Origin of the sequence: Phyllobacterium zundukense (assembly GCF_002764115.1) — a bacterium.
Lineage (GTDB): Bacteria > Pseudomonadota > Alphaproteobacteria > Rhizobiales > Rhizobiaceae > Phyllobacterium > Phyllobacterium zundukense.
In genome coordinates, this window is record NZ_CP017940.1 from 353,978 (window position 1) to 376,607 (window position 22,630).

General features: G+C 57.1%; 22 protein-coding genes and 1 tRNA gene. 7 read left to right on the forward strand and 16 right to left on the reverse strand.

The window, feature by feature from the left end:
- Positions 1-110 precede the first annotated feature (110 nt).
- Positions 111-1,034: a 2-hydroxyacid dehydrogenase gene (locus BLM14_RS01740; RefSeq protein WP_099997823.1), complete on the forward strand. Its 924-nt coding sequence runs from the start codon at positions 111-113 to the stop codon at positions 1,032-1,034.
- 19 nt (positions 1,035-1,053) lie between these two features.
- Here BLM14_RS01740 and purU read toward each other — a convergent pair whose 3' ends face one another.
- From purU to cobG, 5 genes are all read right to left on the reverse strand, one after another.
- Positions 1,054-1,908: a formyltetrahydrofolate deformylase gene (purU, locus tag BLM14_RS01745; RefSeq protein WP_099997824.1), complete on the reverse strand. Its 855-nt coding sequence runs from the start codon at positions 1,906-1,908 to the stop codon at positions 1,054-1,056.
- Between the two features lie 150 nt (positions 1,909-2,058).
- The gene (cobJ, locus tag BLM14_RS01750; protein WP_099997825.1) at positions 2,059-3,492 is read right to left on the reverse strand and encodes a precorrin-3B C(17)-methyltransferase; all 1,434 of its coding nucleotides are present in this window, start codon (positions 3,490-3,492) and stop codon (positions 2,059-2,061) included.
- Positions 3,489-4,229, reverse strand: a complete 741-nt coding sequence (locus BLM14_RS01755; protein ID WP_099997826.1) for a precorrin-2 C(20)-methyltransferase — start codon at positions 4,227-4,229, stop codon at positions 3,489-3,491. Before BLM14_RS01755 ends, cobJ begins: the two co-directional genes overlap by 4 nt.
- Positions 4,229-4,855, reverse strand: a complete 627-nt coding sequence (locus BLM14_RS01760) for a precorrin-8X methylmutase (protein WP_099997827.1) — start codon at positions 4,853-4,855, stop codon at positions 4,229-4,231. Before BLM14_RS01760 ends, BLM14_RS01755 begins: the two co-directional genes overlap by 1 nt.
- The gene (gene cobG / locus BLM14_RS01765) at positions 4,848-6,233 is read right to left on the reverse strand and encodes a precorrin-3B synthase (RefSeq protein ID WP_133123891.1); all 1,386 of its coding nucleotides are present in this window, start codon (positions 6,231-6,233) and stop codon (positions 4,848-4,850) included. Before cobG ends, BLM14_RS01760 begins: the two co-directional genes overlap by 8 nt.
- A 120-nt stretch (positions 6,234-6,353) precedes the next feature.
- Here cobG and cbiE point away from each other — a divergent pair, with 120 nt between their 5' ends.
- Both cbiE and BLM14_RS01775 read left to right on the forward strand, forming a co-directional pair.
- Positions 6,354-7,568, forward strand: a complete 1,215-nt coding sequence (gene cbiE / locus BLM14_RS01770) for a precorrin-6y C5,15-methyltransferase (decarboxylating) subunit CbiE (RefSeq protein WP_100000980.1) — start codon at positions 6,354-6,356, stop codon at positions 7,566-7,568.
- A 188-nt stretch (positions 7,569-7,756) separates the two neighbouring features.
- Positions 7,757-8,803, forward strand: coding sequence for a DUF475 domain-containing protein (locus BLM14_RS01775; protein ID WP_099997829.1), 1,047 nt, complete (start codon positions 7,757-7,759; stop codon positions 8,801-8,803).
- Positions 8,804-8,886: 83 nt separating this feature from the next.
- Here BLM14_RS01775 and BLM14_RS01780 read toward each other — a convergent pair.
- Positions 8,887-8,963, reverse strand: a tRNA-Arg gene (locus BLM14_RS01780).
- A 77-nt stretch (positions 8,964-9,040) separates the two neighbouring features.
- Positions 9,041-10,210, reverse strand: a complete 1,170-nt coding sequence (locus BLM14_RS01785; protein WP_099997830.1) for a M20 aminoacylase family protein — start codon at positions 10,208-10,210, stop codon at positions 9,041-9,043.
- A gap of 162 nt (positions 10,211-10,372) precedes the next feature.
- On the opposite strand from BLM14_RS01785, the gene BLM14_RS01790 reads away from it, so the two are divergent.
- Together BLM14_RS01790 and BLM14_RS01795 are read left to right on the forward strand one after the other, a co-directional pair.
- Positions 10,373-11,488, forward strand: coding sequence for a D-alanyl-D-alanine carboxypeptidase family protein (locus BLM14_RS01790; protein WP_099997831.1), 1,116 nt, complete (start codon positions 10,373-10,375; stop codon positions 11,486-11,488).
- On the forward strand, positions 11,488-12,642 hold the full coding sequence (locus BLM14_RS01795; RefSeq protein WP_099997832.1) for a CobW family GTP-binding protein: 1,155 nt from the start codon (positions 11,488-11,490) through the stop codon (positions 12,640-12,642). The genes BLM14_RS01790 and BLM14_RS01795 overlap by 1 nt, the downstream gene beginning before the upstream one ends.
- Here the strand turns inward: BLM14_RS01795 and BLM14_RS01800 are convergent, their stop codons facing one another.
- From BLM14_RS01800 to BLM14_RS01815, 4 genes are all read right to left on the reverse strand, one after another.
- Positions 12,643-12,867 (reverse strand): sulfurtransferase TusA family protein, encoded by a 225-nt coding sequence (locus BLM14_RS01800; protein ID WP_099997833.1) that lies wholly within the window; start codon positions 12,865-12,867, stop codon positions 12,643-12,645.
- 19 nt (positions 12,868-12,886) lie between these two features.
- The gene (locus BLM14_RS01805; protein ID WP_099997834.1) at positions 12,887-14,134 is read right to left on the reverse strand and encodes a L,D-transpeptidase family protein; all 1,248 of its coding nucleotides are present in this window, start codon (positions 14,132-14,134) and stop codon (positions 12,887-12,889) included.
- A 285-nt stretch (positions 14,135-14,419) separates the two neighbouring features.
- Positions 14,420-14,695 carry an HU family DNA-binding protein gene (locus BLM14_RS01810; RefSeq protein WP_099997835.1) on the reverse strand — a complete coding sequence of 92 codons (276 nt, stop codon included), beginning with the start codon at positions 14,693-14,695 and terminating at the stop codon, positions 14,420-14,422.
- A 203-nt stretch (positions 14,696-14,898) separates the two neighbouring features.
- Positions 14,899-15,840, reverse strand: coding sequence for a LysR family transcriptional regulator (locus BLM14_RS01815; protein WP_099997836.1), 942 nt, complete (start codon positions 15,838-15,840; stop codon positions 14,899-14,901).
- 167 nt (positions 15,841-16,007) lie between these two features.
- Between BLM14_RS01815 and BLM14_RS01820 the strand changes: the two genes are divergently transcribed.
- Positions 16,008-16,961: a ring-cleaving dioxygenase gene (locus tag BLM14_RS01820; RefSeq protein ID WP_099997837.1), complete on the forward strand. Its 954-nt coding sequence runs from the start codon at positions 16,008-16,010 to the stop codon at positions 16,959-16,961.
- Between the two features lie 45 nt (positions 16,962-17,006).
- Here the strand turns inward: BLM14_RS01820 and BLM14_RS01825 are convergent, their stop codons facing one another.
- The 4 genes from BLM14_RS01825 to BLM14_RS01840 all read right to left on the reverse strand — a co-directional run bounded on the left by BLM14_RS01825 (position 17,007) and on the right by BLM14_RS01840 (position 20,528).
- A complete protein-coding gene (locus tag BLM14_RS01825; protein ID WP_099997838.1) occupies positions 17,007-18,554 on the reverse strand; it encodes a VOC family protein in 1,548 nt (515 codons plus the stop codon).
- Between the two features lie 215 nt (positions 18,555-18,769).
- Complete coding sequence (locus tag BLM14_RS01830; RefSeq protein ID WP_099997839.1) at positions 18,770-18,919, reverse strand: DUF1127 domain-containing protein; 150 nt, start codon at positions 18,917-18,919, stop codon at positions 18,770-18,772.
- Positions 18,920-19,081: 162 nt separating this feature from the next.
- A complete protein-coding gene (locus BLM14_RS01835) occupies positions 19,082-19,519 on the reverse strand; it encodes a low affinity iron permease family protein (protein ID WP_099997840.1) in 438 nt (145 codons plus the stop codon).
- Positions 19,520-19,619: 100 nt separating this feature from the next.
- Positions 19,620-20,528 carry an SDR family oxidoreductase gene (locus BLM14_RS01840; RefSeq protein WP_099997841.1) on the reverse strand — a complete coding sequence of 303 codons (909 nt, stop codon included), beginning with the start codon at positions 20,526-20,528 and terminating at the stop codon, positions 19,620-19,622.
- 83 nt (positions 20,529-20,611) lie between these two features.
- On the opposite strand from BLM14_RS01840, the gene BLM14_RS01845 reads away from it, so the two are divergent.
- Entirely contained in the window at positions 20,612-21,202 is a 591-nt protein-coding gene (locus BLM14_RS01845) for a TetR/AcrR family transcriptional regulator (protein ID WP_418314196.1), read from the forward strand.
- Positions 21,203-21,542: 340 nt separating this feature from the next.
- On the opposite strand, the gene BLM14_RS01850 is transcribed toward BLM14_RS01845, so the two are convergent.
- The gene (locus BLM14_RS01850) at positions 21,543-22,364 is read right to left on the reverse strand and encodes an alpha/beta fold hydrolase (protein ID WP_100000982.1); all 822 of its coding nucleotides are present in this window, start codon (positions 22,362-22,364) and stop codon (positions 21,543-21,545) included.
- Positions 22,365-22,630: the final 266 nt, after the last annotated feature.

Sequence of the window (22,630 nt, forward strand, 5' to 3'; positions counted from 1 at the left end):
GCGGGTATATAATTCGTAGATAAATTCAATGACAAGGATTTGTCTTAACCCCACGAGTTTCGCTATGGTCGGCGACAACTCTGAATGCCGCATCAACAGGATCTAATTCGATGACAAAACAACCACTTCTCGTGCTTGGTCCGCTCATGCCTTATCTGCTCGAAGAGCTGGAAAAACGCTATGCAGTCGAGAAACTCTACGAGGAAAAGGATGCGCTTGGCTTTCTGCAAGCGCATGCAGGGCGCTTCCGTGCAGCGGCCACAAGCACCTTTACCGGGCTCAAGGCTGACATGATCGATCTGTTGCCTGCGCTCGAGATTGTTTCGTCGTTTGGTGTCGGTACCGATTCGCTCGATGTGGCCTATGCGAACAAGAAGGGGATCAAGGTCGCCAATACTCCGGACGTGCTCAACGAGGACACGGCAAACATGGCAATATCGTTGCTGCTCGCAGTAACCAGGGACATCGTTGCCAATGACCGGTTTGTACGGGAAGGTCGCTGGGCCAGAGGCGAGACACCGCCGCTGGCGCAAGGAATTGAAGGCAAAAAAGTCGGGCTGGTAGGGCTAGGGCGCATCGGCAGCGTCATCGCGGGAAAGCTTCTCGCTTTCGGCTGCGACGTGAGCTATCACACGCGCAACAAAAGAGGCGATGTTTCCTACACTTACTACGCTGATCTTGTTGCGATGGCCCGCGATTGCGCCGCCTTGATCGCCATCCTGCCCGGCGGTGATGCAACGCAGGGCATTATTTCCCGCGACGTGCTAAAGGCCCTTGGACCGCAGGGCACATTTATCAACATTGCACGCGGAACCGTGGTTGATGAGGTGGCGCTGGTGGAATTGCTGCAATCGGGTGAGCTTGGCCGCGCCGGGCTCGACGTCTTCGTAGACGAGCCTAATGTGCCCGAAGCCTTATACACCCTCGATAATGTCGTTCTGCAACCACATATGGGCAGTGCTACGGTTGAGACCCGGAAAGCCATGGCCGACCGGGTTGTTTCCAATCTGGAAAACTATTTCGCAGGCAAATAGAACCGCAATGCCGTGATGTTTATCCGAACACCACGGTCTTGTGACCGTTGAGCATGACACGGGATTCGAGGTGCTTCTTCACCGCCCGTGCCAGCACCCGGCTTTCGATGTCGCGGCCGGTGGCAACGAAATCCTCGGCGCTCATCGCATGGCTGACCCGTTCGGTCTCCTGCTCGATGATCGGACCTTCATCGAGATCCGGGGTGACGTAGTGCGCCGTCGCGCCGATCAGCTTGACCCCGCGCTCGAAGGCCTGGTGATAGGGCTTGGCCCCCTTGAAGCTGGGCAGGAAGGAGTGGTGGATGTTGATCACCTTGCCGAACAGCCGTTTCGACAGGTTGTCGGACAGCACCTGCATGTAGCGGGCGAGGATGACGAGGTCGGCGCCGGTGTCCTTGACGATCTGCAGCAGCGCCTCTTCCTGCTCCTTCTTGGTGTCCCTGGAAACGGGGAGCACATGGTAGGGGATGCCCTCGTGCTCGGCAAAGCGGCGGCTGTCCTCGTGGTTGGAGACGATGGCCGCGACATCGGCATCGAGCCAGCCCACCTTGATCTGGTAGATCAGGTGCAACAGGGCATGGTCGAACTTCGACACCATGATGATGATCTTCGGCTTCTTCGACTGGTCGACCAGGGTGGTCTTCATGTCGAAGCGCTGGATCGCCGGCTTGAGCACCCGTTCAACATCATCCTTCGTTGTGCCCTCAGCCGCAGTAAAGGCAATGCGCATGAAGAAGCGGTTGGTCTGCCGGTCCCAGAACTGGTTGCTCTCGGCAATATTGGCATCCATCCCGGCAAGTTCCGTCGTCACCGAGGCGACAATGCCGGGCTTGTCTTCACAGGAGAGGGTCAGGACGTAATTCTTGTCTGGCATGGGAACTCCGGATACAGGCGATCTGATCTCGTTGGATCATAATGAGCCGTGTTGAAACGCGTCGACACAAAAACGAAGCGCTCAGTCCTTTTTCCGGCATCATACCGGCAGGTCAAATGATCTTTCTTCAACCGGCGATGAGTTTTCGCCTCAAGCTTGTGGCTTGGTTCCGTACCAGCGCGGCGTGTAGACCCATTTGCCGCCATCGGCCCGGTCAAAGCTGCGGGTGAGGGAGGAGCCAACGATGATCACGGTCCGCATGTCCACCTGTTCCGGCGTCAGCTCCGCAAGGATGATCACCCGGATCGCCTCCGCTGGCCTGCCTATGTCGCGGCCGAGGACGATCGGCGTTTCGGGACTGCGATATTGGCGCAGGATCTCTATAGCACGCGGCAATTGCCACGGACGCTGCTTCGAGATCGGGTTGTAGAAGGCCATGGCGAAATCGGCTTCGGCCGCCAGCATAATACGCTTTTCGATAATGTCCCAAGGCTTGAGGTTGTCGGAAAGCGACAGGATGCAGAAATCATGCCCAAGTGGCGCGCCGCTCCGGCTGGCCGCGGCGAGGGCTGCGGAAACACCGGGCAGGATTTCCAGTTCGACACCATGCCAGGCTGGATCATCGGATTCGTGCAGAGCCTCGACCACAGCCGCTGCCATGGCAAAGACTCCCGGATCACCGGAAGAAATCATCACGACTGACCTGCCAGTTGCGGCAAGCTCGAAGGCATGGCGCGCCCGCTGCATTTCCTCGCGGTTGTCGGTCATGTGTACGGTCTGGTCCGGGCGGAAAGGCCCCCCCATACGGACATAGGTTTCGTACCCAAGGATATCTTCGGCGCGTTGCAATTCCTGTTTGACAGCGGGAACCATAAAATCGGGATCGCCGGGTCCAAGCCCTACGACGGCGAGCCTGCCCCTCTTGTGCCCGGCAAGGGTCATGTCCTTCGGGGCAGCAATGTCGATCGTGGTATTCGGCTGGAAGATCAATTCGCCCCTTCGCGGCGTGACATCGGAAGATGTCACCCGGATGAGGAGTTCACCATTGTCGTCCAACGGCAGCCGCGCTTCCCTGAGCCACGGTGCGTCTCCTTCGATTCTGACTGTTTTGCCTGCAAGAAGATCAGCGATGAAGGTTTTGCCATCCTCTGGATTTTTCAGGATGAATTCCGGAGGCGGAATGAGCAGGCACGTGCCGAAGCGAAGCTCTCCCGAGGTGGTAATAGCCGGCGTGACGTCGAGAATCTGCGCAATCTGCCGTGCAAGAACGTTGACTCCCGTGGTGCCGCCCAGAAGCGGAACCACGGCACTCCCATCATCGGCGACGGCAAGAACAGGCGGTTCCGCCCCCTTGTTGTCGAGAACCGCCGCCAGTGAGCGAATGGTAATGCCGGCAGCACAAAGGGCGATGATGGCATTACCACCCTGGTAGTGCTGGCGAATGGTTTCACCAAAATTGCTGAAGCTCACGTCGGCGCCTTCAACACGGCCCTCAAGGCCGTAGATGGTTGCGTCGGTCAAAGTCGCCTTGATACGAAGCGCCGTTTCCATACCAAGCGCCGAAAGGACCAGAAGAGCGGTCATTCGCCGCCGCCTTGCCACTTCTCGCCCGGTACCAAAATGAGCGAGAAGTAGGGCGAAGAGTCGGGATCAACCTCAGCGAGTGGGATGATACGCTGCGCATCCATTGTTGCACGTTCGACATAAAGCGCCCGGTCCATCAGACCGAGTTCCTCGATCACACCCCGCACTTTTGCAAGGTTCTTGCCGAGTTTCATGATTGCGGCGGCTTCAGTGACACCGAGCCGTACCTTCAAATCCTCCGCAGGCAGGACTCCGGATAGGACCGTCAGTGTCTGGTTGCGATAGACCAGAGGCGCGCCGAGTACGGCGGCACCGCCCAGAATTGAGCAGACGCCGGGCACGACTTCGGTTTGATAATCTTCGGCGAGGCGGTCATGGATATACATGAAGGACCCGTAGAAGAACGGATCGCCCTCGGCGATAACCGCCACGTCCTTGCCGGCGTCGAGGTGAGCGCGGAGGACACCGGTGATCTCGCCATAGAAATCGCTGACAATGGCTTCGTAATTCATGTGTGCGGGCAATATTTCGGTCGTGACAGGATAAATGAGGGGAACCAGCAACTGGTTATCGTTGAGATAGCGCTCGACGATGGTCAGTGCGTTGCCCTTCTTACCCTTGGCGGCATGATAGGCGACGACAGGCACGGCTTGCAGCAGCCGTAACGCCTTCAACGTGATGAGCTCCGGGTCGCCGGGGCCAACGCCCAGCCCGAAAAGCCGGCCTGGTTGCGGCATTATTCTTTCTCCGAAGCAAGGGCGTTGATCGCGGCCGCCGCCATGGCACTGCCGCCGCGCCGTCCATGCACAACGACATAGGGAATACCGCGGCTGTTTTCGGCAAGCGCGGCCTTGGACTCCATGGCCCCGACAAAGCCGACGGGAAAGCCAAGAATGAGCGCCGGCTTCGGCGCGCCCTCGTCAATCATCTCGAGCAGGCGAAAGAGGGCCGTCGGCGCGTTGCCAAAGGCGACGACTGCGCCCTGAAGATACGGACGCCACAGTTCTAGCGCCGCGGCCGAGCGGGTATTGCCCATGTCGCGAGCCAGCGCGGCAACGGAAGGATCGCCCAGGGTGCAGATCACCTGGTTATTGGCGGGCAGACGCGCACGGGTCACGCCTTCCGAAACCATGCGGGCATCACACAGGATCGGTGCGCCATTCAGCAGGGCGTTGCGGCCTGAAGCGGCTGCGCCTTCGGAAAAAGCGAGATCCTGAATTACATCGACCATGCCGCAGGCATGGGCGATGCGCACGGCAAGTTTTTCAAGGTCGGCCGGGATGCGGCTGAGATCGGCCTCAGAACGGATGATGGCGAAGGAGCGATCGTAGATCGCCTGACCGTCGCGGATATAATCAAGCATTGAGTGGCCCCCCGGAGCCGGAATTTTCGCCGATCAACTCGGCAGCTTCCTCGATAGTGACATTGGCAGCCAATAGCTTGCCAAAACGCGACGGTCCATTGGTCGCGAGCAGAAAGATGTCATAATGTCCCGGAGCGGTCGCGACCAGCGTGACTGGTTTTGCCGATGGCGAGGCGCAGGATTTGCTGCAACCGCTCATGTGAACCTGCGGAATGGCGGTCTTGTCACGCAACAGTGCAGCAAGTTTCAACCCATCCGACTGGGTGGCAGCCAAGGCAGAGCCACAGCCTGCCGCACCGGAACAACTGATCATCGTTGCAAGGGGCTCCTGCAAACTGGCGCTGAAGCCAAGTGATTCGAGACCGATGAGGGCGCTTCTTGCGTCATCGATCGATACTTCCGGCAACAGGACACTCTGCCATGGCGTCATGCGCAATTGTCCATTGCTGTATCTATCCGCGATGACGGCCAGCGACTGCAAAAGGTCCGGATCGAGCCGCCCAAGGGGTGGCATGGCGCCGACGAGACTATCCGTTCCGTCACCCCCCTGCCGCACGACGCCAAGATGGCCGTTCTGCCGTGGTATCGCCCTGCGCCAGGTGGCTAGCTCTTTGCATCGAGCAGTACAACCTAGCCTATGCTCGATTTGCTCGACGAGCATATCGGTGCCGGTTTCGGCTACCATATGGCGCAGGCGGGAAGCCGCGGGATGCAACCTGTTCCAGTCGATGAACAGATCGAGAATGTTCGTGACGAGATCAAATGCCTGCTCGGCACTGATGCTCCCGAGTGCAGGCTGATCACCGGTCCTCGTTGGAGGGATGCCAGCAACGCCAAAGGCGTAACGGGGAACACGGCAGTCCGGATCTATCGGGCTCAGCCAAAGGTCATGGGGATGGTCGACCATGGCAAGGCTCTCGCCGCCGTCGATGAGTATAGAGAATTTCGGAGACAGGTTTTGGTAGGTAGCATTGGTTTGCAGTGCCGACAGCACGCGGGCCGCCAAAGGCCTTGCATCGATCTTATTCGTGTGGAGACCGGCAATCGGACTAATCATGACGTTGCGCACGTCGTCGCCCTTGTCGGTCAAAGGTCCGAGCCCGGCCTCCAACAGCATTGCTATCAACGGATTTTCGGTATCCGGACGAACGCCGCGAATCTGCAGATTGGCGCGATTGGTAATCTCTATCACGCCATTGCCGAAGCACCTCGCCGTATCTGCCACGCTCCGCGCCTGATCGGCGCTGAGGTCGCCAAAGGTCAGCTTGACCCGGCAGATGGAACCGTCGAGCGCCCTTGCCATGCGAAACAGCCCCGGACAGGCGGAACGCCGGTCTTCGACAGTCGATTGCAGGGCAGGTTTGGATAACTGGTCCATGGCGTTCACGGTTTTACAGGATGGCTTGATGCGTGCCAACCTTTCTCATGATGGGGTGCTTCGTTGACCCATCGTATGCTTTCGGGCATGCATAGCGGCAATGTTTCAATGGAATGCATGATGGCGCAGTGGCTGACGGTTATCGGGATTGGCGAAGACGGGTATGGCGGTCTTGGTGCGAACGCCCGCGATGCGCTGGCACGCGCCGGTACAGTCTTTGGTGGCAAGCGGCACCTTGATCTCCTTCCCGCTGAAGTCGCGGCCAAGCGTGTCGCCTGGCCTGGGCCGTTTTCCGATGCCTATCCCATGCTGCTTGCGCTGCGTGGGCAACCTGTCGTCGCACTTGCAAGCGGCGATCCGATGCATTTTGGCATGGGCGCGACGCTGACGCGTTACATCGAACGCGATGAAATGCTGATCCTTCCCGCACCATCATCGTTTTCGCTCGGTGCGGCGGCCATGGGCTGGCCCATCCAGGATACCCAGTTGCTGAGCGTTCATGGGCGGCCCACGGAAACACTGTTCAGAGCATTCGCACCCGGCGCAAGGCTGCTCATTCTCAGCAATGACGGCGATACCCCTGCGCAGGTGGCGCGAATGTTGAGCGAAAGCGGATTTCAATCTGCGCATTTGACCGTGCTTGAGCATATGGGCGGGGATTCGGAGCGACGCATCGAAGGCGTTGCCGATGCATGGAATCATGCGCGCTGCGCCGATCTGAATGTGTTGGCGGTGGACTGCGGCATACCAGCGTCATCTTCTCGCTCTCATTCGACGCTTGCAGGATTGCCTGACGAGGCTTTCGAACACGACGGGCAATTGACAAAGCGGGATATTCGCGCGGTCACACTGGCGCATCTCGGGCCGCTACCGGGTGAATTGCTCTGGGATGTTGGCGCGGGCTGCGGCTCGATCGGTATCGAGTGGATGCGCACGCATCCTGCCTGCAGGGCACTTGCCGTCGAAGCCAACGAGAAGCGCCAGGGGCTGATCGTGCACAACAGCCGGGCACTTGGCGTACCGGATCTCAAGCTGGTTCGTGGCGAAGCGCCTGGGGCGCTCACCGGTCTCGCTGCGCCCGATGCAATTTTCATCGGTGGAGGTGTCAGTGATGACGGCGTGATGCAGACATGCTGGAAAACCCTGAAACCCGGTGGGCGGCTGGTTGCCAATGCGGTGACGATCCAGAGTGAAATGATGCTGGTTCGCTGGCGCGACACATATGGCGGAGAGCTTACCAAACTCAACGTTTCGCATGCGCAGCCTCTTGGGAGCTTTGATACATGGCGTGCTGTTTTGCCGGTGACGATATACTCGGTTCGTAAGTCAGGTTGATTGAATCGATTAAACCGGGGTGCACGACAGGCTGGAGACAGGTTTGTGGCGTCTAAGGGCGACGGGAGATTGCAATTTGGTGTGAATTCATATTCAAACGGCGCATAAACCACGTTCTTTCGGTGGTTATCGCCGTCCTGAATTCCCATCTTTAAATGCAATCAGGGAGTCTCAAGCAGGAATTACGTATGGCAACCTATAAATACTTCATCTGGCCGTTTCTTTTTACATTTGTGGGACTGGCGCTGGGCACATGGATAGGTTTCGTCTATTCCGGAACAGTGCAGGGCGCACTCTCCGTTCTATTCATCTGCGCTGTGCTGGGTATTCTGGAAATCTCGCTTTCCTTCGATAACGCGATCGTCAACGCCAAGATATTGCGCGATATGACGCCTGTCTGGCAGCAGCGGTTTCTGACATGGGGCATCATCATTGCCGTGTTCGGCATGCGCATCATCTTTCCGCTTGCGATTGTCGCGATTGCCGCCTGGATTGATCCCATATCCGCATTGAAACTCGCCATCTCCAATCCGGAAGAATATGCGCGCATCATGCAGGAGGCTCATGTCGGTATTGCTGCCTTTGGCGGGACATTCCTGTTGATGGTGGGGCTCAAATTTTTCTTCGACCACGAGAAAGACGTTCACTGGATCAAGGTTATTGAAAGCCACGCCTCGCGTTTTGCCTCGGTGCAAGGCATCGAAGTCGCCGTGGCGCTCATCCTGATCATCTTCTTCTCGCGGCAACTGGAAGGCGCGGAATCCGTGACCTTCCTGACCGCCGCCATCTATGGGCTTCTGACCTTTCTTATCGTCGAAGGCCTGGGCGCTATCCTCGATGCGACCCAGGAACAGATGGATACGATCCACAAGGGTGGCCTTGGCGCGTTCCTTTATCTGGAAATGCTTGACGCCAGCTTCTCGTTCGATGGTGTCATCGGTGCCTTCGCGCTCTCGACCAATCTGTTCGTGATCGCCATCGGCCTTGGCATCGGCGCTTTCTATGTGCGCGCGCTCACCATCATGATGGTGGACAAGGAAACGCTCGGCCAGTACCGATACCTCGAACACGGCGCCTTCTATGCTATCCTTGTGCTGGCGGTAATCATGTACTGCCAGACCCTGTTCCATATTCCGGAAGTGATCACTGGTGTCATCGGCGCTGCGCTGATCTTCTTCTCGCTATGGTCGTCGATTGTCTATCGCCGCCGCAATGGGGAGGCGCAGGAAGCCTGAGAGGGTTGGCTGCGATGCATCCAAAAAGCCATCCGACGGTTCGGGTGGCTTTTTTCATGGAACTGGTGATCTACCAAGAGTGGTGGTGATCCCGACTGGATTCGAACCAGTGGCCTACAGATTAGGAATCTGTCGCTCTATCCTACTGAGCTACGGGACCATATGCCCTGACATACTGTTTTTCGACGCCGACGCCAAGTCTGAAGATGCGCAGAAATTTCTGCATTTTGACGACAATCAGGACGAGGGCGGAAGCGCGCTTTCTGCTAACTGAACCCAGTAGCTGATACCATGCGGGATCGCGTCGTCATTGAAGTCATAGGCGGGATTGTGCAGCGATGCGGTGTCGCCATTGCCGATGAAGATGAAGGCGCCAGGCCGAGCCTCCAGCATGTAGGAGAAATCCTCACCCGCCATCATCGGGGCGACTTCTTCATTGACCGCGCCATTTCCGGCTATATTGCGAGCTGTCTTCGCTGCAAAGTCCGTCTCGTGACTGTGGTTGAACGTCACGGGATAGTTGCGGGCATAATGAACATTTGCCGTTGCACCCAAAGCGACGGCGACACCTTCGGCGACCTCGACCAGGCGTTTCTCGGCGAAATCACGCATTTCTGGACGCAATGTGCGGACCGTGCCTGCAAGCTCGGCCCTTTGCGGGATGATGTTGTGGGCATCGCCTGCGTGAAACTGGGTGACGGAGAGAACGACGGAATCCAGCGGATCGGTGCCGCGCGAGACGATGGTCTGCAAGGCATTGACCAGTTGTGCGCCAATGACAACCGGATCGATTGTCCGGTGCGGCTGTGCCGCGTGACCGCCGCGGCCTTCGACGGTAATCGTGAACTCGTCGGTCGCCGCCATGATGGGTCCCTTGCGAATGGCAAACTCGCCGATGGGAAGGCCGGGAATATTGTGCATGCCATAGACTTCAGAGATGGAAAAGCGCTCCATCATGCCGTCCTTGACCATTTCGCGGCCGCCGCCGCCGCCTTCTTCTGCGGGTTGGAAGATCACGGCAACGGAACCCTTGAAATTGCGTGTCTCGGCCAGATATTGCGCTGCGCCCAGCAGCATCGCCGTGTGACCGTCATGACCGCAGGCATGCATCTTGCCGGCACTCTGGGACGCCCAGGGCTTGCCGGTGATCTCGGTCAGCGGGAGTGCATCCATATCGGAGCGCAGGCCCACCGTTGGACCTTCGCCATGGCGCCCGCGTATAATGCCGACGACGCCAGTGCGGCCGATGCCCGTTTCCACCGCATCGCACCCGAAAAGACGCAGTTTATCCGCGACGAACGCGGCGGTTTCGTGCACGTCGAACATCAGTTCCGGGTTCTCGTGCAGATGGCGTCGCCACTGCGAAACCTCGTCCTGCATTTCGATTGCGCGATTGAGCAAGGGCATTTCGAAAATAACTCCAAATCCGGATCTGACATTTCGGTGAACAGAATAAAGGTGTTTTGCCTTTTGCCTGCCACATAAGATAGATAAGGCCATTGCCGCCCGGCGTGAAGCGCGGCTTAATGCCTTTTCAGGTTCTTTATACAAACGGTTCGGATTTCAGGAATGCGGAAAACTGTAGCACTCTTTCTTTCGGGTTGCGTCGTATCGGCGGTTGCCGGGGTATCGACGGCATTCGCCGGCGCGAATATTACCGTTGACGCGGGTACCGGCGAAATCCTTTCCCAGGAAGATGCTTTCCAGCGGTGGTATCCCGCCTCTACGACCAAACTGATGACGGTCTACGTTGCGTTCCGCATGATTCAATCTGGTCAAATTACGCTCGACACGCCGATCAGGATCACGGCCCTTGCCGCCAAACAGCCGCCGAGCAAGATGGGATACAAGGTCGGGTCTGAACTCACCCTCGACAATGCCCTCAAGATCATGCTGGTCAAGTCTGCCAATGATGTCGCCATGGCGGTTGGCGAGACTTTGGGCGGCTCATCGGACAAATTTGCTGCAATGATGAATGATGAAGCCAGACGTCTTGGGATGTATGGCTCGCATTTCGTCAACTCGAACGGGCTGCATTCGGACGACCACTATACGACGGCACGCGATATGGCGATCCTGACCCTGCAATTGCGCCGGGAATTTCCGCAATATGCGCACTACTTCGATATTGAAGCCATCGACTATGGCGGCAAAAAGCCTCAACCGAATCTGAATGCACTGATCGGCCGCTTCCAGGGCGCCGATGGCATGAAGACCGGGTTCGTTTGCCCCTCCGGCTACAATCTGATCGGCTCGGCGACCCGTAACGGCAGGACGATCATCACCGTCGTCCTCGGTGAGTTGAAGCTGACGACGCGCGCGACAAAGGCAGCGGAATTGCTTGCCAAGGGTTTCGAGACCCATGGAACTGGTGCGACAATTGATACGCTGCAGCCTTATGGTTCACCAACCCGCGACGTGGCGGTCAATATGCGCCCAACGGTCTGTTCCAAAGAAGTGTCCGGCTCGGATACCTGGGACGGGAAGGACCTGGAGGGTCATATTGTCCAGGGGTCACCCTATATGAACCGGATGGATCATGAACCGGCATTGGAAAAGGTGGCATTGCTGCCCGCGAAGATAAATTTGGTTGGTATGGAGATGAACCGGATTCCGGTTCCCATGCCACGGCCGGATCGGTCGTCGGTGACTGACGCGAGCAATGCAATGAAGGCGGTAAACTAGTGGCTGATGCTCCAATACCGGTTTCGGTGCTCACGGGCTTTTTGGGCTCTGGCAAGACGACCTTGCTCAATCGGCTGCTGAAAGATCCGGCTCTTGCCGACACGGCCGTTATCATCAACGAGTTTGGCGATGTGGGCATTGATCATCTGCTGGTGGAGAAAGCCAGCGAGGGCATTATCGAGCTTTCCGACGGTTGCCTGTGCTGCACCGTGCGCGGCGAATTGGTCGACACGCTGGCGGACCTGATCGACCGCGTGCAGACTGGCAAATTGCAGCGCTTAAAACGGGTGATCATCGAGACCACCGGTCTTGCCGATCCAGCACCGGTTTTGCATGCCATTATGGGGCATCCTGTATTGCTTCAGGCCTTCCGTGTCGACGGCGTCATCACGACCGTCGACGCGGTCAACGGCATGGCGACGCTCGATGCACACGAAGAAGCGGTGAAACAGGCTGCCGTGGCGGATCGCATCGTCATAACCAAGACGGATTTGCCGGAAGCTGCGCAAGACCTTCCAGCGCTGCGTGCGCGTCTGTCAGCGCTCAACCCCGGTGCTGATCTGATCGATGTCGGTGACCAGCGTACTGGCTATGCGGCGCTATTCGAGTGCGGTGTTTATAACCCCGAAACAAAGACGGTGGACGTGCAGCGCTGGCTGAAATCCGAAGCCTACCGCGATCGCGGGCATGAACGCGGTGAAATCGATCACCACCACCACGGGCATGGCCACGACCATGATGCCCACGATCACCATCACCATGATGTCAACCGGCACGACGCGTCGATACGTTCATTCTCGCTGAAGCATGACTCACCTGTGGCACTATCCAGCTTTGATATGTTCCTCGACCTGCTGCGCTCGACGCATGGCGAGAAACTGTTGCGGGTCAAGGGCATCGTGCAACTGGCGGATGATCCGGAGCGTCCGCTGGTCATCCATGGCGTGCAGCAGATTTTCCATCCGCCGGCAAGGCTCGCCGGCTGGCCAGAGGGTATTCGCGAGACGCGTCTGGTGATGATCGTCAAGGATTTGCCGGAGAGCTATGTCACCCAGCTTTTCAATGCATTTCTGGGCCAGCCACAGATCGACATGCCGGACGGCACGGCGCTGTTCGACAATCCTCTGGCAATATCGGGCGTGAAACTGCGCTGATTATCCGCGCTCGATGTGGAAGCGATGACCGCCGTCGATGCTGAGCGTTTCAATCAGCCGGTGGCCGTCGTTCAGGCAAAAATTCGGCATGTCGATCACGGCCAGGGGATCGCTCGTCTCGACCCATATCCGGCTCCCAGCAGCCATGTCCTGTAGTTTCCTGCGTGTCTTGAGCACTGGCAAAGGGCAATTCAGACCGCGAAGATCGTAAAGCTCGGCATCCATACAATGCTCTTTCTGCAGTCTAGTTGCCGATAATCTTCCACCAGGCCTTTTTAACAGGGGCTGGCTGTTCGGCCGCGGGCGCAGGCGCTCCTGGGGTCAGCGCTGCAGTGGTCTGCGGGGCTGGTGCCGGCTGCTGAACTGTAGGTGCGGCGGGGACGGACATCGGTGCAGCCGAGGCGGTCATTTTCGTCATGCGGCTTCTTTTGGAGGCTTCGCGCTCTTCCTTGGCCTTATCCGCGGCAACAGCGGAAGCAAGCCGAACCATGACTTGCGGCTTCGATGCAGCGTCCTTATCCTGCGGGGACAGGGAAGGCGGTTCCTGAGTCACACGTTCACCGCGCGCGCGGCGGGCGCTCCAGTCGGCGATGATCTTGGCTTCGGTGAGACCCTGGATGGAACGGCTCGGCGGCTGGATCCTGCCCTTGCCGACCATGGACGAGAAAGCCGTCTCGTAGCTGGTCTGATAGGATTGATAGGCCATCTTCAACGATTCGGGCTGATCGGAAGGCGGACAGGTGCTAGTTGCGGCAATCGGCGCATTGGGATCGGAGGTGTGGTTGAAGACATATTTCTTCTCGCACACATCCACCTTCGGCGGCACCTTGGTGATCTCGAAATGATCATAGCCTTCCTTCAGGTTCTTCCAGAAAGTGTAATTCGGATCTTCGCGATAGCGCGCCATGTTGGCGGCAGTCATGCGGAACGGAAAGGCTTCAAGCTGGATCGAGTCCTGACCACCCTTGAAGGCATCGCGCGCAAAAGCATAGATTTGCGCGACCTGAGCATCGGTCATCGAGTAGCAACCCGAGGACGAGCAAGCGCCATGTACCATCAAATTCGCGCCGGTGCGGCCAAGGGCGCGGTCCAATCCGTTGGGAAAGCCGGTGTTGAACGACAGGTAATAGCTTGATTTCGGGTTCATTTGTGCCGGGCGTACCGCATAGAACCCTTCTGGCGCCTGACGGTCGCCTTCGATGAATTTGGGCCCCAGTTTGCCGGACCATTTGCAGATCTGGTAGCTGGTGACCATGTCATAGCGGCCATTGTCCTTGCGCTTCCAGACTTCAAGGACGCTTTCTTCCTTGAAAATGCGGAACATGACTGGCGACGTGGTGCTTATGCCCTTCGCCTTCATGCTCTTCACCAGCTTTTCCGGTAATTGGGTAGCCGCACCATTCGGCGAAAGGTCGTCGATCGACGAACCCTGGCATCCAGCCAGGAACAGGACGAGCATCAATGGCGCCAGGATATGTGTCGGTATCTTCATCACTGCAATTATTACCGGTTTGCCAGTCTCATTTGCCAAGGACCAAATCGTGCGGATTTGCCATCCGCAACCCCATAAATGCATCCGTTATAGTTGATAAAGCCTTACCGCAACTGCGCAAATTGCTCAATCACGCAAATGTCACCTGCAACAAAGACTGGGCGGATTTATGGCGAAGCAGACAGGATTCCACCGTAAAACACCGTCTTCTATCCGGCCGAAAAGAGCGGCCAATAAAAAAGGCGGTGCAATGCACCGCCCTTTTTGAACTCACAACGAACGGAATTAGCCGTTCAGAGCGTCCTTCAGAGCCTTTGCAGGCTGGAAGGCAACCTTCTTTGAAGCTGCGATTTTGATCGTTGCGCCGGTCGCTGGGTTACGGCCTTCGCGGGCGGCGCGCGACTGAACCTTGAACTTGCCGAAACCTGGCAGCGAAACTTCATCGCCGGCTACTACGGAATCGGTGATACCCTTAAGAACGCTATCAACAATCGCCTTGGACTGAACCTTTGTAAGACCCTGATCAGCAACGAGCTTCTCGATAAGATCGGACGTATTCATTTGGCGGTTTCCTCAGTATATTCGTTGATCGGAGGCGTCTGTATGGCACGCGATTCCCGCCCTGTCATCAGGAAGAGCACGCAAAAAGCGGGTTTATACCCAGTGTTTACAGGGTTTTTTGAAAAACCGGCTATGAAATTCGGGATTGAGCACTGTCGGAGCTTGCAAACCGGCTTAAGTGATTCGGGTAGCGCGGGGCGGAATCAGGCATTGCGGGTCCCAAGAACATCCGACATCTGCCATATGGGCGGGTCGCCGATGTGACGGACCAGATGATCGATGAAGGCGCGAACCTTTGCCGAAACATGCCGGGTTGGTGGATAGACCGCATATATCTTGTAGGGAAGCGGCCGGGCTTCGGTGAGCACGGCAATGAGGGTCCCGGCGCGCAATGCGTCGGCGGCGATGAACATGGGAAGCAGGACCAATCCCAAACCCGCGATTGCCATATCGCGCATTGCCTCACCATTATTGGCGACGATACGTCCGTGCATCGCCACAGAGATCGGCTCGGCGGGAGAGGCCAAGTTCTCGAATTGCCACAACTGGCTGGTATTGACGTTCGAATAGTCGATGCAGGCGAAACCGCTTAATTCTTCAAGGTTCCTCGGCAGGCCATTGGTCGCAGCAAAGTCCGGGCTGCAGCAAATGACGCGGGCGTCTGTACAGAGTTTGCGGGCAATCAAGCTTGAATCGCGCAGGATGCCGATGCGGATACCGACATCGTAACCGCCACGCACCAGATCGACCATGCGGTCTTCAAATTCCACGGCGATTTCGAGGTCGGGATACTGCCGGGCGAAATCGGCGATCATGCGGCCAAGATAAAGCGTTCCGAATGTCATGGGGGCGGCGATACGCAGATTTCCGCGAATAGCGCTGTGCCGTTCGCCAACCGTATCGGCAGTCTCGGTGATCTCGCGAACCAGGGGCCTGATACGCTCGACAAAATCCAGCGCATTGTCGGATGCAGTCAGTTTTCGAGGCGATCGCTGAAACAGTTCTATGCCCAGAGCGCCTTCCAAATCCGTGATGCGTTTGCTGACAACAGATTTCGACAGGTTGAGACGCGCCGCCGTGGCAGTAATACTGCCGGTTTCCATCACATCCAAAAAAGTGAGAAGATCGTCAAACCGCCACTTCATGGTTCTACCATAGTGCACACAGTGGTGACTTGGAAGGCTAGTTTGCCCTGTTCGTTCGTTCTGAACGAACATGAGTTGCAAAGAACCGCTCTTTATTGGGGGAGGAGCAGCGCAGATATTCACTCCAACGGCGATCGAGCCGCAACAAACCAATTCAGGAGGCTTCAATGACCTTACAACTGACGGGCGTTCATCACCTGACTGCCATCACGGCGAATGCGCCGGAAAATCTGCGCTTCTATACCCAAACCCTTGGCTTGCGGCTCGTCAAGAAAACCGTCAACCAGGATGATACGAGCGCCTACCATCTATTCTATGCGGACGGTGAAGCAACGCCAGGAACCGATCTGACATTCTTCGACTGGCCAGTTGGCCCCGAGCGTCGTGGCACGCACAGCATCTCGCGCACCGGTTTGCGCGTTGGTAGCAAGTCCAGTCTCGATTGGTGGAAAGCCCGCTTTACTGAACTTGGCGTGAAATCCGGCGATGTTGCCGAGGTCGGCGGCTATGAATCACTTGATTTCGAGGATGCTGAAGGACAGCGGTTCCGTTTGATCAATGATGGCGGTGCCGGGCCATCGCATCCCTGGGACAGGAGCCCGGTTCCTGCGGAGCACCAGATTCGCGGTCTTGGCCCGATCACTATCAGCGTGCCTGACATCACCAATACGGAAGCCATCCTTCTGCATGTAATGAACATGTGTCAGGTCAATACATATCCGTCTCCGGATGGTGCGGGCCATGTCCATGTATTCGCCATGGGTGAAGGCGGTCCGGCAGCTGAGCTGCATGTTGCGGTTCAACCAGACCTTGCCGTTGCAAGGCAGGGCGCGGGCGCCGTCCATCATGTGGCGTTTCGTGCACCGGACGTGCAGCAATTGCATGAATGGACCGAGCGGTTGAAGGGATTCCGCATGCCGTCAAGCGGCGAGGTCGAGCGTTACTACTTCCGTTCGCTGTATTTTCGCGAGCCAAATGGCATTCTGTTCGAAATCGCGACGGATGGTCCGGGCTTCACAGTTGACGAGCCACTGGAGACGCTGGGTGAAGGGCTGTCGTTGCCGCCCTTCCTCGAAGGCAAGCGTGCCTCCATTGAGGCCGGACTCAAGCCGCTGGTATAAACGTAATAGCTGAAGAACAGGCCGACTTAACACCGGCCTGTTCTTCTATGAAATCAGCCATTGCCGGACAGCCTCGATGTCGTGCGGTCCGGTTTCATGACCGGCCGATACGCTTTTGGTCGCAATGTCGGCGCCGGCTTTCTTTAATTCCGCTTCGAGCGCGGGCGCGTGTGCCCCAAAGAGGTCGTGGTCGCCGGTGACGGCAAGAATTCTCGTGTCCCCGAGATCAGCTTCCGGCGTTTCTTTGAGAACCTTCGTTGCCCGCAAAAGAACTGCTTTGCGAACCAAGCCTGGATGCAACTGCATCATTGCGGCAAGCAGGTTCGCGCCATTGGAATAACCGAGAAAGGCCGTCTGCTGGAGATCGAGTCCATAGGCCTCGACCGCGCCCTCAATGAACGCGGCAAGTGCCTCGGCTTCGGAGCGAATGTCCTTCTGGTCGAAGCTGAGTGGCCCAAAACGCCGGAACCAGCGGGCCGAACCTTCTTCATTGCTGCGCCCGCGCAGCCCGATCAACGTTGCATCGGGCGCCACCTTTGCAGCGAGAGGTATAAGACTGGCTTCATTACCGCCGGTTCCATGCAGGAGGACCAGCGTTTGTCCGTTTGGTTGGTCTGGCGTGTAGACCCGATGAATGAAGGGAAGTTCGCGATAGATGAAGCGCTCTTCCCTCGGAAGACCGAATTGCGGCAGCATCACTTTCAGGTTTTCTGCTTCCGCGGCGAAATGCGGCGGGATGAACAGCCGGGAACCGAGAGTTTCCGGTTCCTCGTCGATCAGCATGCCGGGGCCATCGGTCGCCATTTCGAACAGTGTGCCGCCGGGCTCGCGCACATAGATGGAATGGAAATATTTGCGGTCATGCATTGCTGTTGCATCTGCACCTTCCGCTATCAGACGATCATAGGTTGCGTTGACTTCTGGAATATCCGCAGCGCGAAAGGCGATGTGGTCAATCGTCCCGGTGCCGGGTGCGGAACTCCAGAAGCCCGTTGCATCGCGAACGTCGACACAATCACCGGATGCTGAAACCATTCTTGTGATCGTCTCGCTTTGATCGCTGGCGGTGTATGAGAAATAACTTTCGAGGAAAGTACATGTTTCCTGGGGTTTTTCAGTGAGGATCGTTGCACCGCGAATATGCCGTATCGCATCAGCTGCAGGAATTCCGTCGCTAGGCCAGATATCTCCGGCCTTGACGCTTTCCGACCCCACAAGTTTCACGATGACGCCGTCTGGATCGAAGAGGCGAACAACCGGCTCGCCGAATTCCTGTGCCGGCCCTGATGTTGCGACGTTGAATTGCAGGGCGCGGGTCAGCCAGAAGCCGATGCTTTCGGGTGCGATAGCCAGCGCAATCTCACTGGGCTGTCCATAGCCGACACGGCCGGGTGAGCCATCTTCCCAAACAAGAAAGGTAATGAGCGATCCAGGTGTGCCGGTCCCATCTCCATACAAAAGGTGGAGCTGGGTCGCATCCTCGTAACCACCCGTTTGCTTGACGAGACGCAGACCGAGGAAGCCGACATAGAAATCGACGTTTTCCTGCACCTTGCGCGTGATCAGTGTGATGTGGTGGATACCGCCCGCCATAAATGTCTCCCGTCTGTCAGTCTTCGACTGTTACGAGGAAAGGGTGAGGGGTGCAATGCTGCCATGCGGCGAGGCTATGGTCCAAAAAACAACACCCACCGCGGGAGGAGGTGCGGTGGGTGCTATTTGTAAAGACCGGCTGGGAGGGAGGAGTGCCGGTCTTTAGACGTCCGTGGCTTGGGAGGAGGAGTACCCCGGACGTGAATTATATTCGATTACTGAGCCGAAGCGGCCTTCTTGGCGACGAAGGAGATATCGCCGCGGGAGATGCCGAGGTCATTCAGTTCACGTGCGGACAGGCGGCTGAGTTCCGTGACGGTGTCACGATAGCGGCGCCAGTTATTGTAAGAGCGGATCAGATTCATTTCACTCACCTATAAGTTCTTGTTTGTTGGATCATTTCTCGATCGGTGAGCTGGATATAGTGAACGGCTGGCGAAACTTGCAGTGACGTTTTTGCATAGCTGCTTTGCAACGAACTGGGGGATCAATCAGGCGGAATCTGGGCGCTCAAACTAATGCCACAATCAGACCCGCGCTTTCGCCTTCGATGTTCTGGATGAAGAGCGCCGCTGCGTCTGTTTTACCGCCCGCTCGGCCCGCTCCTTGTCGGCTTTTTTGGCGGCGGCTTCACATTGCCTGCGGAATTTTTCGACTTCTTCCTCGGTCAGGTGTTCGATGCCAATGAAGGCGTTCTTGGCCTCGGTAACACGGACGAGTTCATCGAGTTTGGCCTGTATCGCAACCCCGTCACGGTTTTGTGTGTTCTGGATAAGGAAAACCATCAGGAAAGTGATGATGGTTGTACCGGTGTTGATGATCAGTTGCCAGGTGTCCGAGAAACCGAAGATCGGGCCACTGATGCCCCATACAACCACGATCAGACAGCATAGAACGAAGGTAAGGGGTTTGCCCGCTGCCAGCGCAACCTTGTTGGCGATCCGTGTGAATAATTTGCCAAACATCATCTGGCTCCGCTCGTGAACCGGCGATGACGCCGGCTATCGATAACAGCGCGATACCTGAAATCGTTCCATAAGCACTCACGGCATCAGAAGTTGTGGCCTATCGATAACCGGTGGCATCGGCCGGCTTTCCGGCATCCTGCACTTCCGGAACATACCGCCAAGCGTCGGGACGGGAGCCGTCAAGGTCAGTAAAGCCATAGATCTGGGCCAATCCACCGCTGGAAAGCGATTGCCCGTTCCAACGCGAACGATCCGGATCAGCCGCAAGAGCCGCAACGGCACGCCCGACGAACCTCGGGGTCTCGGAAATCACAAAGTGCGGTATCCTCGCCGTCGCATCGCGCCAGTTTTCCTCGGTCACGCCAAACGCCTCCAGCATCATCTCCGAACGCAGCCACCCCGGCGTCAGGCAGACCGATGTAGCGCCATGCGGTGCGAGATCTTTGGCATGCGCCCATGCCATGCGGTTCACAGCCGTTTTCGCCAGATCGTAGAAGGGCGAGAGCCGGTAGTGGTCCGCATTGTATTCGGCAGTGCCGTCGGTCACCTCGACCAGAAGTCCTCCGGGACGCTCGATCAGCAGCGGGAGCGCATGATGCGCCGTTATCAGATGCGTATCGATGCCAAGCCTTAGCATGCGCAATCCGTTCTGAAGGTTGTGCTCCCAAACAGGCTTGTTCCATTCGAAAAGCTTCTCCCCGCCCCAGATATCGTTGACAAGCACGTCAAGACGGCCCTGTTCGGAGCGAATGCGATCAACCAGATTTCGAACGTCGTCAGGAACGAGGTGATCGACCTGAACTGCGATGCCTTTGCCACCAAACGCGGATACCAGCTCCGCCGTTTCCTCAATAGTTTCGGGACGCGCATATTTGGATTGCTGGTTGCGCGTTGTCCGTCCGGTCACATAGACCGTTGCTCCGGCCGCCCCCAATTCAACTGCAATACCCCGACCCGCGCCACGCGTTCCGCCGGCGACCAATGCGACTTTGCCTTCTAACGTCATCGAACCCTCCCAAAACTGTAATTTACCCGTTAACGGATTGGTATCGGCTTTAGAATTATATATAAATGATTATTCGGTTATAAATGGATGTCAAGATGACTCGACCTAAAACGCTATCTGACGAGAGTGTATTGAAGATCGCTTACCAGTTGATACATGAGCACGGACCGGAGGCACTCACCTTTGCGCGACTGGCAAAGGCGTGTGGTCTTTCTCCTGCAACGCTCGTTCAGCGCTTCGAGAACATGGCTGGGCTCAAGCAAAATACCTTGCTTTATGCCTGGGATCGATTGGATGAGAAGACGGCAAAGCTCGCAGCCATCGTCCCAAAGACCGCCGAGGGCGCGGTCGAACTTCTGATAGCGCTTTCTAAGGACTATGGAGGGATCGAATCCTACGCGGAAGGCTTGCTCGTCCTACGCGAAGATCTCCGTGACCCCACTCTTCGGGCGCGCGGGGCAGCCTGGAAGGTTATATTGTCGAATGCTCTTGAAGATTGCTTTTCTGGGGTGCCGAATACACCGCCGGAAATAGGGCTGCTGATGGCCTCGCAATGGCAAGGTTCACTTCTCTGGTGGAGTTTCGATCCGCAAGAAAAGGTGGAACGTTTTGTTGAAGACAGTCTGAACCGCTTCGTTCGCGCCATCATCGCGTCGGGCTCAGCTCAATCTTGACGAATCTTCGAGCTATGGCTGCTCGCGAGACCGCACGCGTTTCGACAATCTGTTGATTATGAGGAGATTTTAATGGCGCGCCCGAAACGATCAATCCTCTGACCCCCAGTTTGATGCCGAACTCGGAACCCATCGCTTCAATGCCAATCCAAGCGGCCGGGAACGATAGCCGAGGAGAAGCGCGTCTATAACAAGCTTGTCTTCCCGAACCATCGTGTCTCACAAACACTCAAATTGGGCAGGAGCGTCTTCGAGGCGTCGACAGCGACGACCTGCCAGTCGTCGCTGCAGTCCGTTCCGAACTCGCCGATGCCACAACGTCATCGGCCGCAGACATCACTCAACTTCTTATGAACGCTAGAAGATCCGCATTGATGACGTCGGCATGGGTCGTGCACATTCCGTGCGGATACGTCTCGTAGACCTTTAGTGTCCCATGTTTCAAAAGCTTCGCCGACAGGAGCGCGGAGTCGGCGATAGGGACGATCTGGTCGTCGTCGCCATGCATTACGAGCGTAGGGACGTCGATCACTTTCAGGTCTTCGGTGAAATCCGTTGCCGAAAAGGCTTTGATGCAGTCGTAGTGCGCTTTTGCTCCCCCCATCATGCCCTGCCTCCACCAGTTCATGCGGAGTGGATCGGATATGGTCGCGCCTTCGCGGTTGAAACCATAGAACGGGATCGGGAAATTCCAGTAGAACTGCGAGCGGTTGGCCGCGAGTTCAGTACGCAGACCATCCAAGACTTCAATCGGCAAACCGCCCGGGTTCGCAGCGGTTTTCACCATGATCGGGGGAACGGCACTTATCAGCACCAGCTTGGCGACGCGATCCTTGCCGTGGCGTGCGACGTAGTGGGCAGCTTCGCCGCCGCCGGTCGAATGCCCAACATGAATGGCGTCCCGCAAGTCGAGCGACGCTGCCAGTTCGGCGAAATCGGCAGCATAGGTATCCATGTCATTCCCGGTGGCGGTTTGGGATGAGCGTCCATGTCCACGGCGGTCATGAGCGATGACGCGGTAACCCTTGCCCAAAAAGAAGAGCATCTGGGTATCCCAATCGTCGCTGGAGAGCGGCCAGCCGTGATGAAAGACGATCGGCTGTCCCGTTCCCCAGTCCTTATAGTAAAGGTCGGTACCATCCTTGGGTTTGAGTATGCCCATGTCATTCGTCCTTTCGCCTTGATTGCTGGAACTGGTTGGTGGAATACGTTCGGCACTGAACGCCAGTGAAGGCAATGCCGCCAAAACCGTCGCGCTAGCCCCAAGCAGAAGCAGGTCACGACGAGACGCGTCGATTGTTTCAATCGGTGTATGGTCATTCATGCGGCAATCTCCTTGCGGGGCGGAGCCGGACAGGTGGGATGCTCGCCTGCCAATTCGTTGGCTGCAGGAAGAAACCGGAAAAACCCCTGCATTCATCATCTCTG

Coding starts and splice junctions, on each gene's coding strand:
- cobJ (WP_099997825.1), bottom strand. CDS start 3,492: ATGACCGCTCTTCTGGTCCTTTCGGCGCTTGGTATGGAAACGGCGCTT.
- purU (WP_099997824.1), bottom strand. CDS start 1,908: ATGCCAGACAAGAATTACGTCCTGACCCTCTCCTGTGAAGACAAGCCC.
- BLM14_RS01790 (WP_099997831.1), top strand. CDS start 10,373: ATGCGGAAAACTGTAGCACTCTTTCTTTCGGGTTGCGTCGTATCGGCG.
- BLM14_RS01815 (WP_099997836.1), bottom strand. CDS start 15,840: ATGAAGTGGCGGTTTGACGATCTTCTCACTTTTTTGGATGTGATGGAA.
- BLM14_RS01850 (WP_100000982.1), bottom strand. CDS start 22,364: ATGGGCATACTCAAACCCAAGGATGGTACCGACCTTTACTATAAGGAC.
- BLM14_RS01775 (WP_099997829.1), top strand. CDS start 7,757: ATGGCAACCTATAAATACTTCATCTGGCCGTTTCTTTTTACATTTGTG.
- BLM14_RS01835 (WP_099997840.1), bottom strand. CDS start 19,519: ATGTTTGGCAAATTATTCACACGGATCGCCAACAAGGTTGCGCTGGCA.
- BLM14_RS01840 (WP_099997841.1), bottom strand. CDS start 20,528: ATGACGTTAGAAGGCAAAGTCGCATTGGTCGCCGGCGGAACGCGTGGC.
- BLM14_RS01740 (WP_099997823.1), top strand. CDS start 111: ATGACAAAACAACCACTTCTCGTGCTTGGTCCGCTCATGCCTTATCTG.
- cbiE (WP_100000980.1), top strand. CDS start 6,354: ATGGCGCAGTGGCTGACGGTTATCGGGATTGGCGAAGACGGGTATGGC.
- BLM14_RS01810 (WP_099997835.1), bottom strand. CDS start 14,695: ATGAATACGTCCGATCTTATCGAGAAGCTCGTTGCTGATCAGGGTCTT.
- BLM14_RS01805 (WP_099997834.1), bottom strand. CDS start 14,134: ATGAAGATACCGACACATATCCTGGCGCCATTGATGCTCGTCCTGTTC.
- BLM14_RS01755 (WP_099997826.1), bottom strand. CDS start 4,229: ATGCCGCAACCAGGCCGGCTTTTCGGGCTGGGCGTTGGCCCCGGCGAC.
- BLM14_RS01845 (WP_418314196.1), top strand. CDS start 20,612: ATGGATGTCAAGATGACTCGACCTAAAACGCTATCTGACGAGAGTGTA.
- BLM14_RS01760 (WP_099997827.1), bottom strand. CDS start 4,855: ATGCTTGATTATATCCGCGACGGTCAGGCGATCTACGATCGCTCCTTC.
- BLM14_RS01820 (WP_099997837.1), top strand. CDS start 16,008: ATGACCTTACAACTGACGGGCGTTCATCACCTGACTGCCATCACGGCG.
- BLM14_RS01785 (WP_099997830.1), bottom strand. CDS start 10,210: ATGCCCTTGCTCAATCGCGCAATCGAAATGCAGGACGAGGTTTCGCAG.
- BLM14_RS01800 (WP_099997833.1), bottom strand. CDS start 12,867: ATGGATGCCGAGCTTTACGATCTTCGCGGTCTGAATTGCCCTTTGCCA.
- BLM14_RS01830 (WP_099997839.1), bottom strand. CDS start 18,919: ATGAATCTGATCCGCTCTTACAATAACTGGCGCCGCTATCGTGACACC.
- BLM14_RS01825 (WP_099997838.1), bottom strand. CDS start 18,554: ATGGCGGGCGGTATCCACCACATCACACTGATCACGCGCAAGGTGCAG.
- cobG (WP_133123891.1), bottom strand. CDS start 6,233: ATGGACCAGTTATCCAAACCTGCCCTGCAATCGACTGTCGAAGACCGG.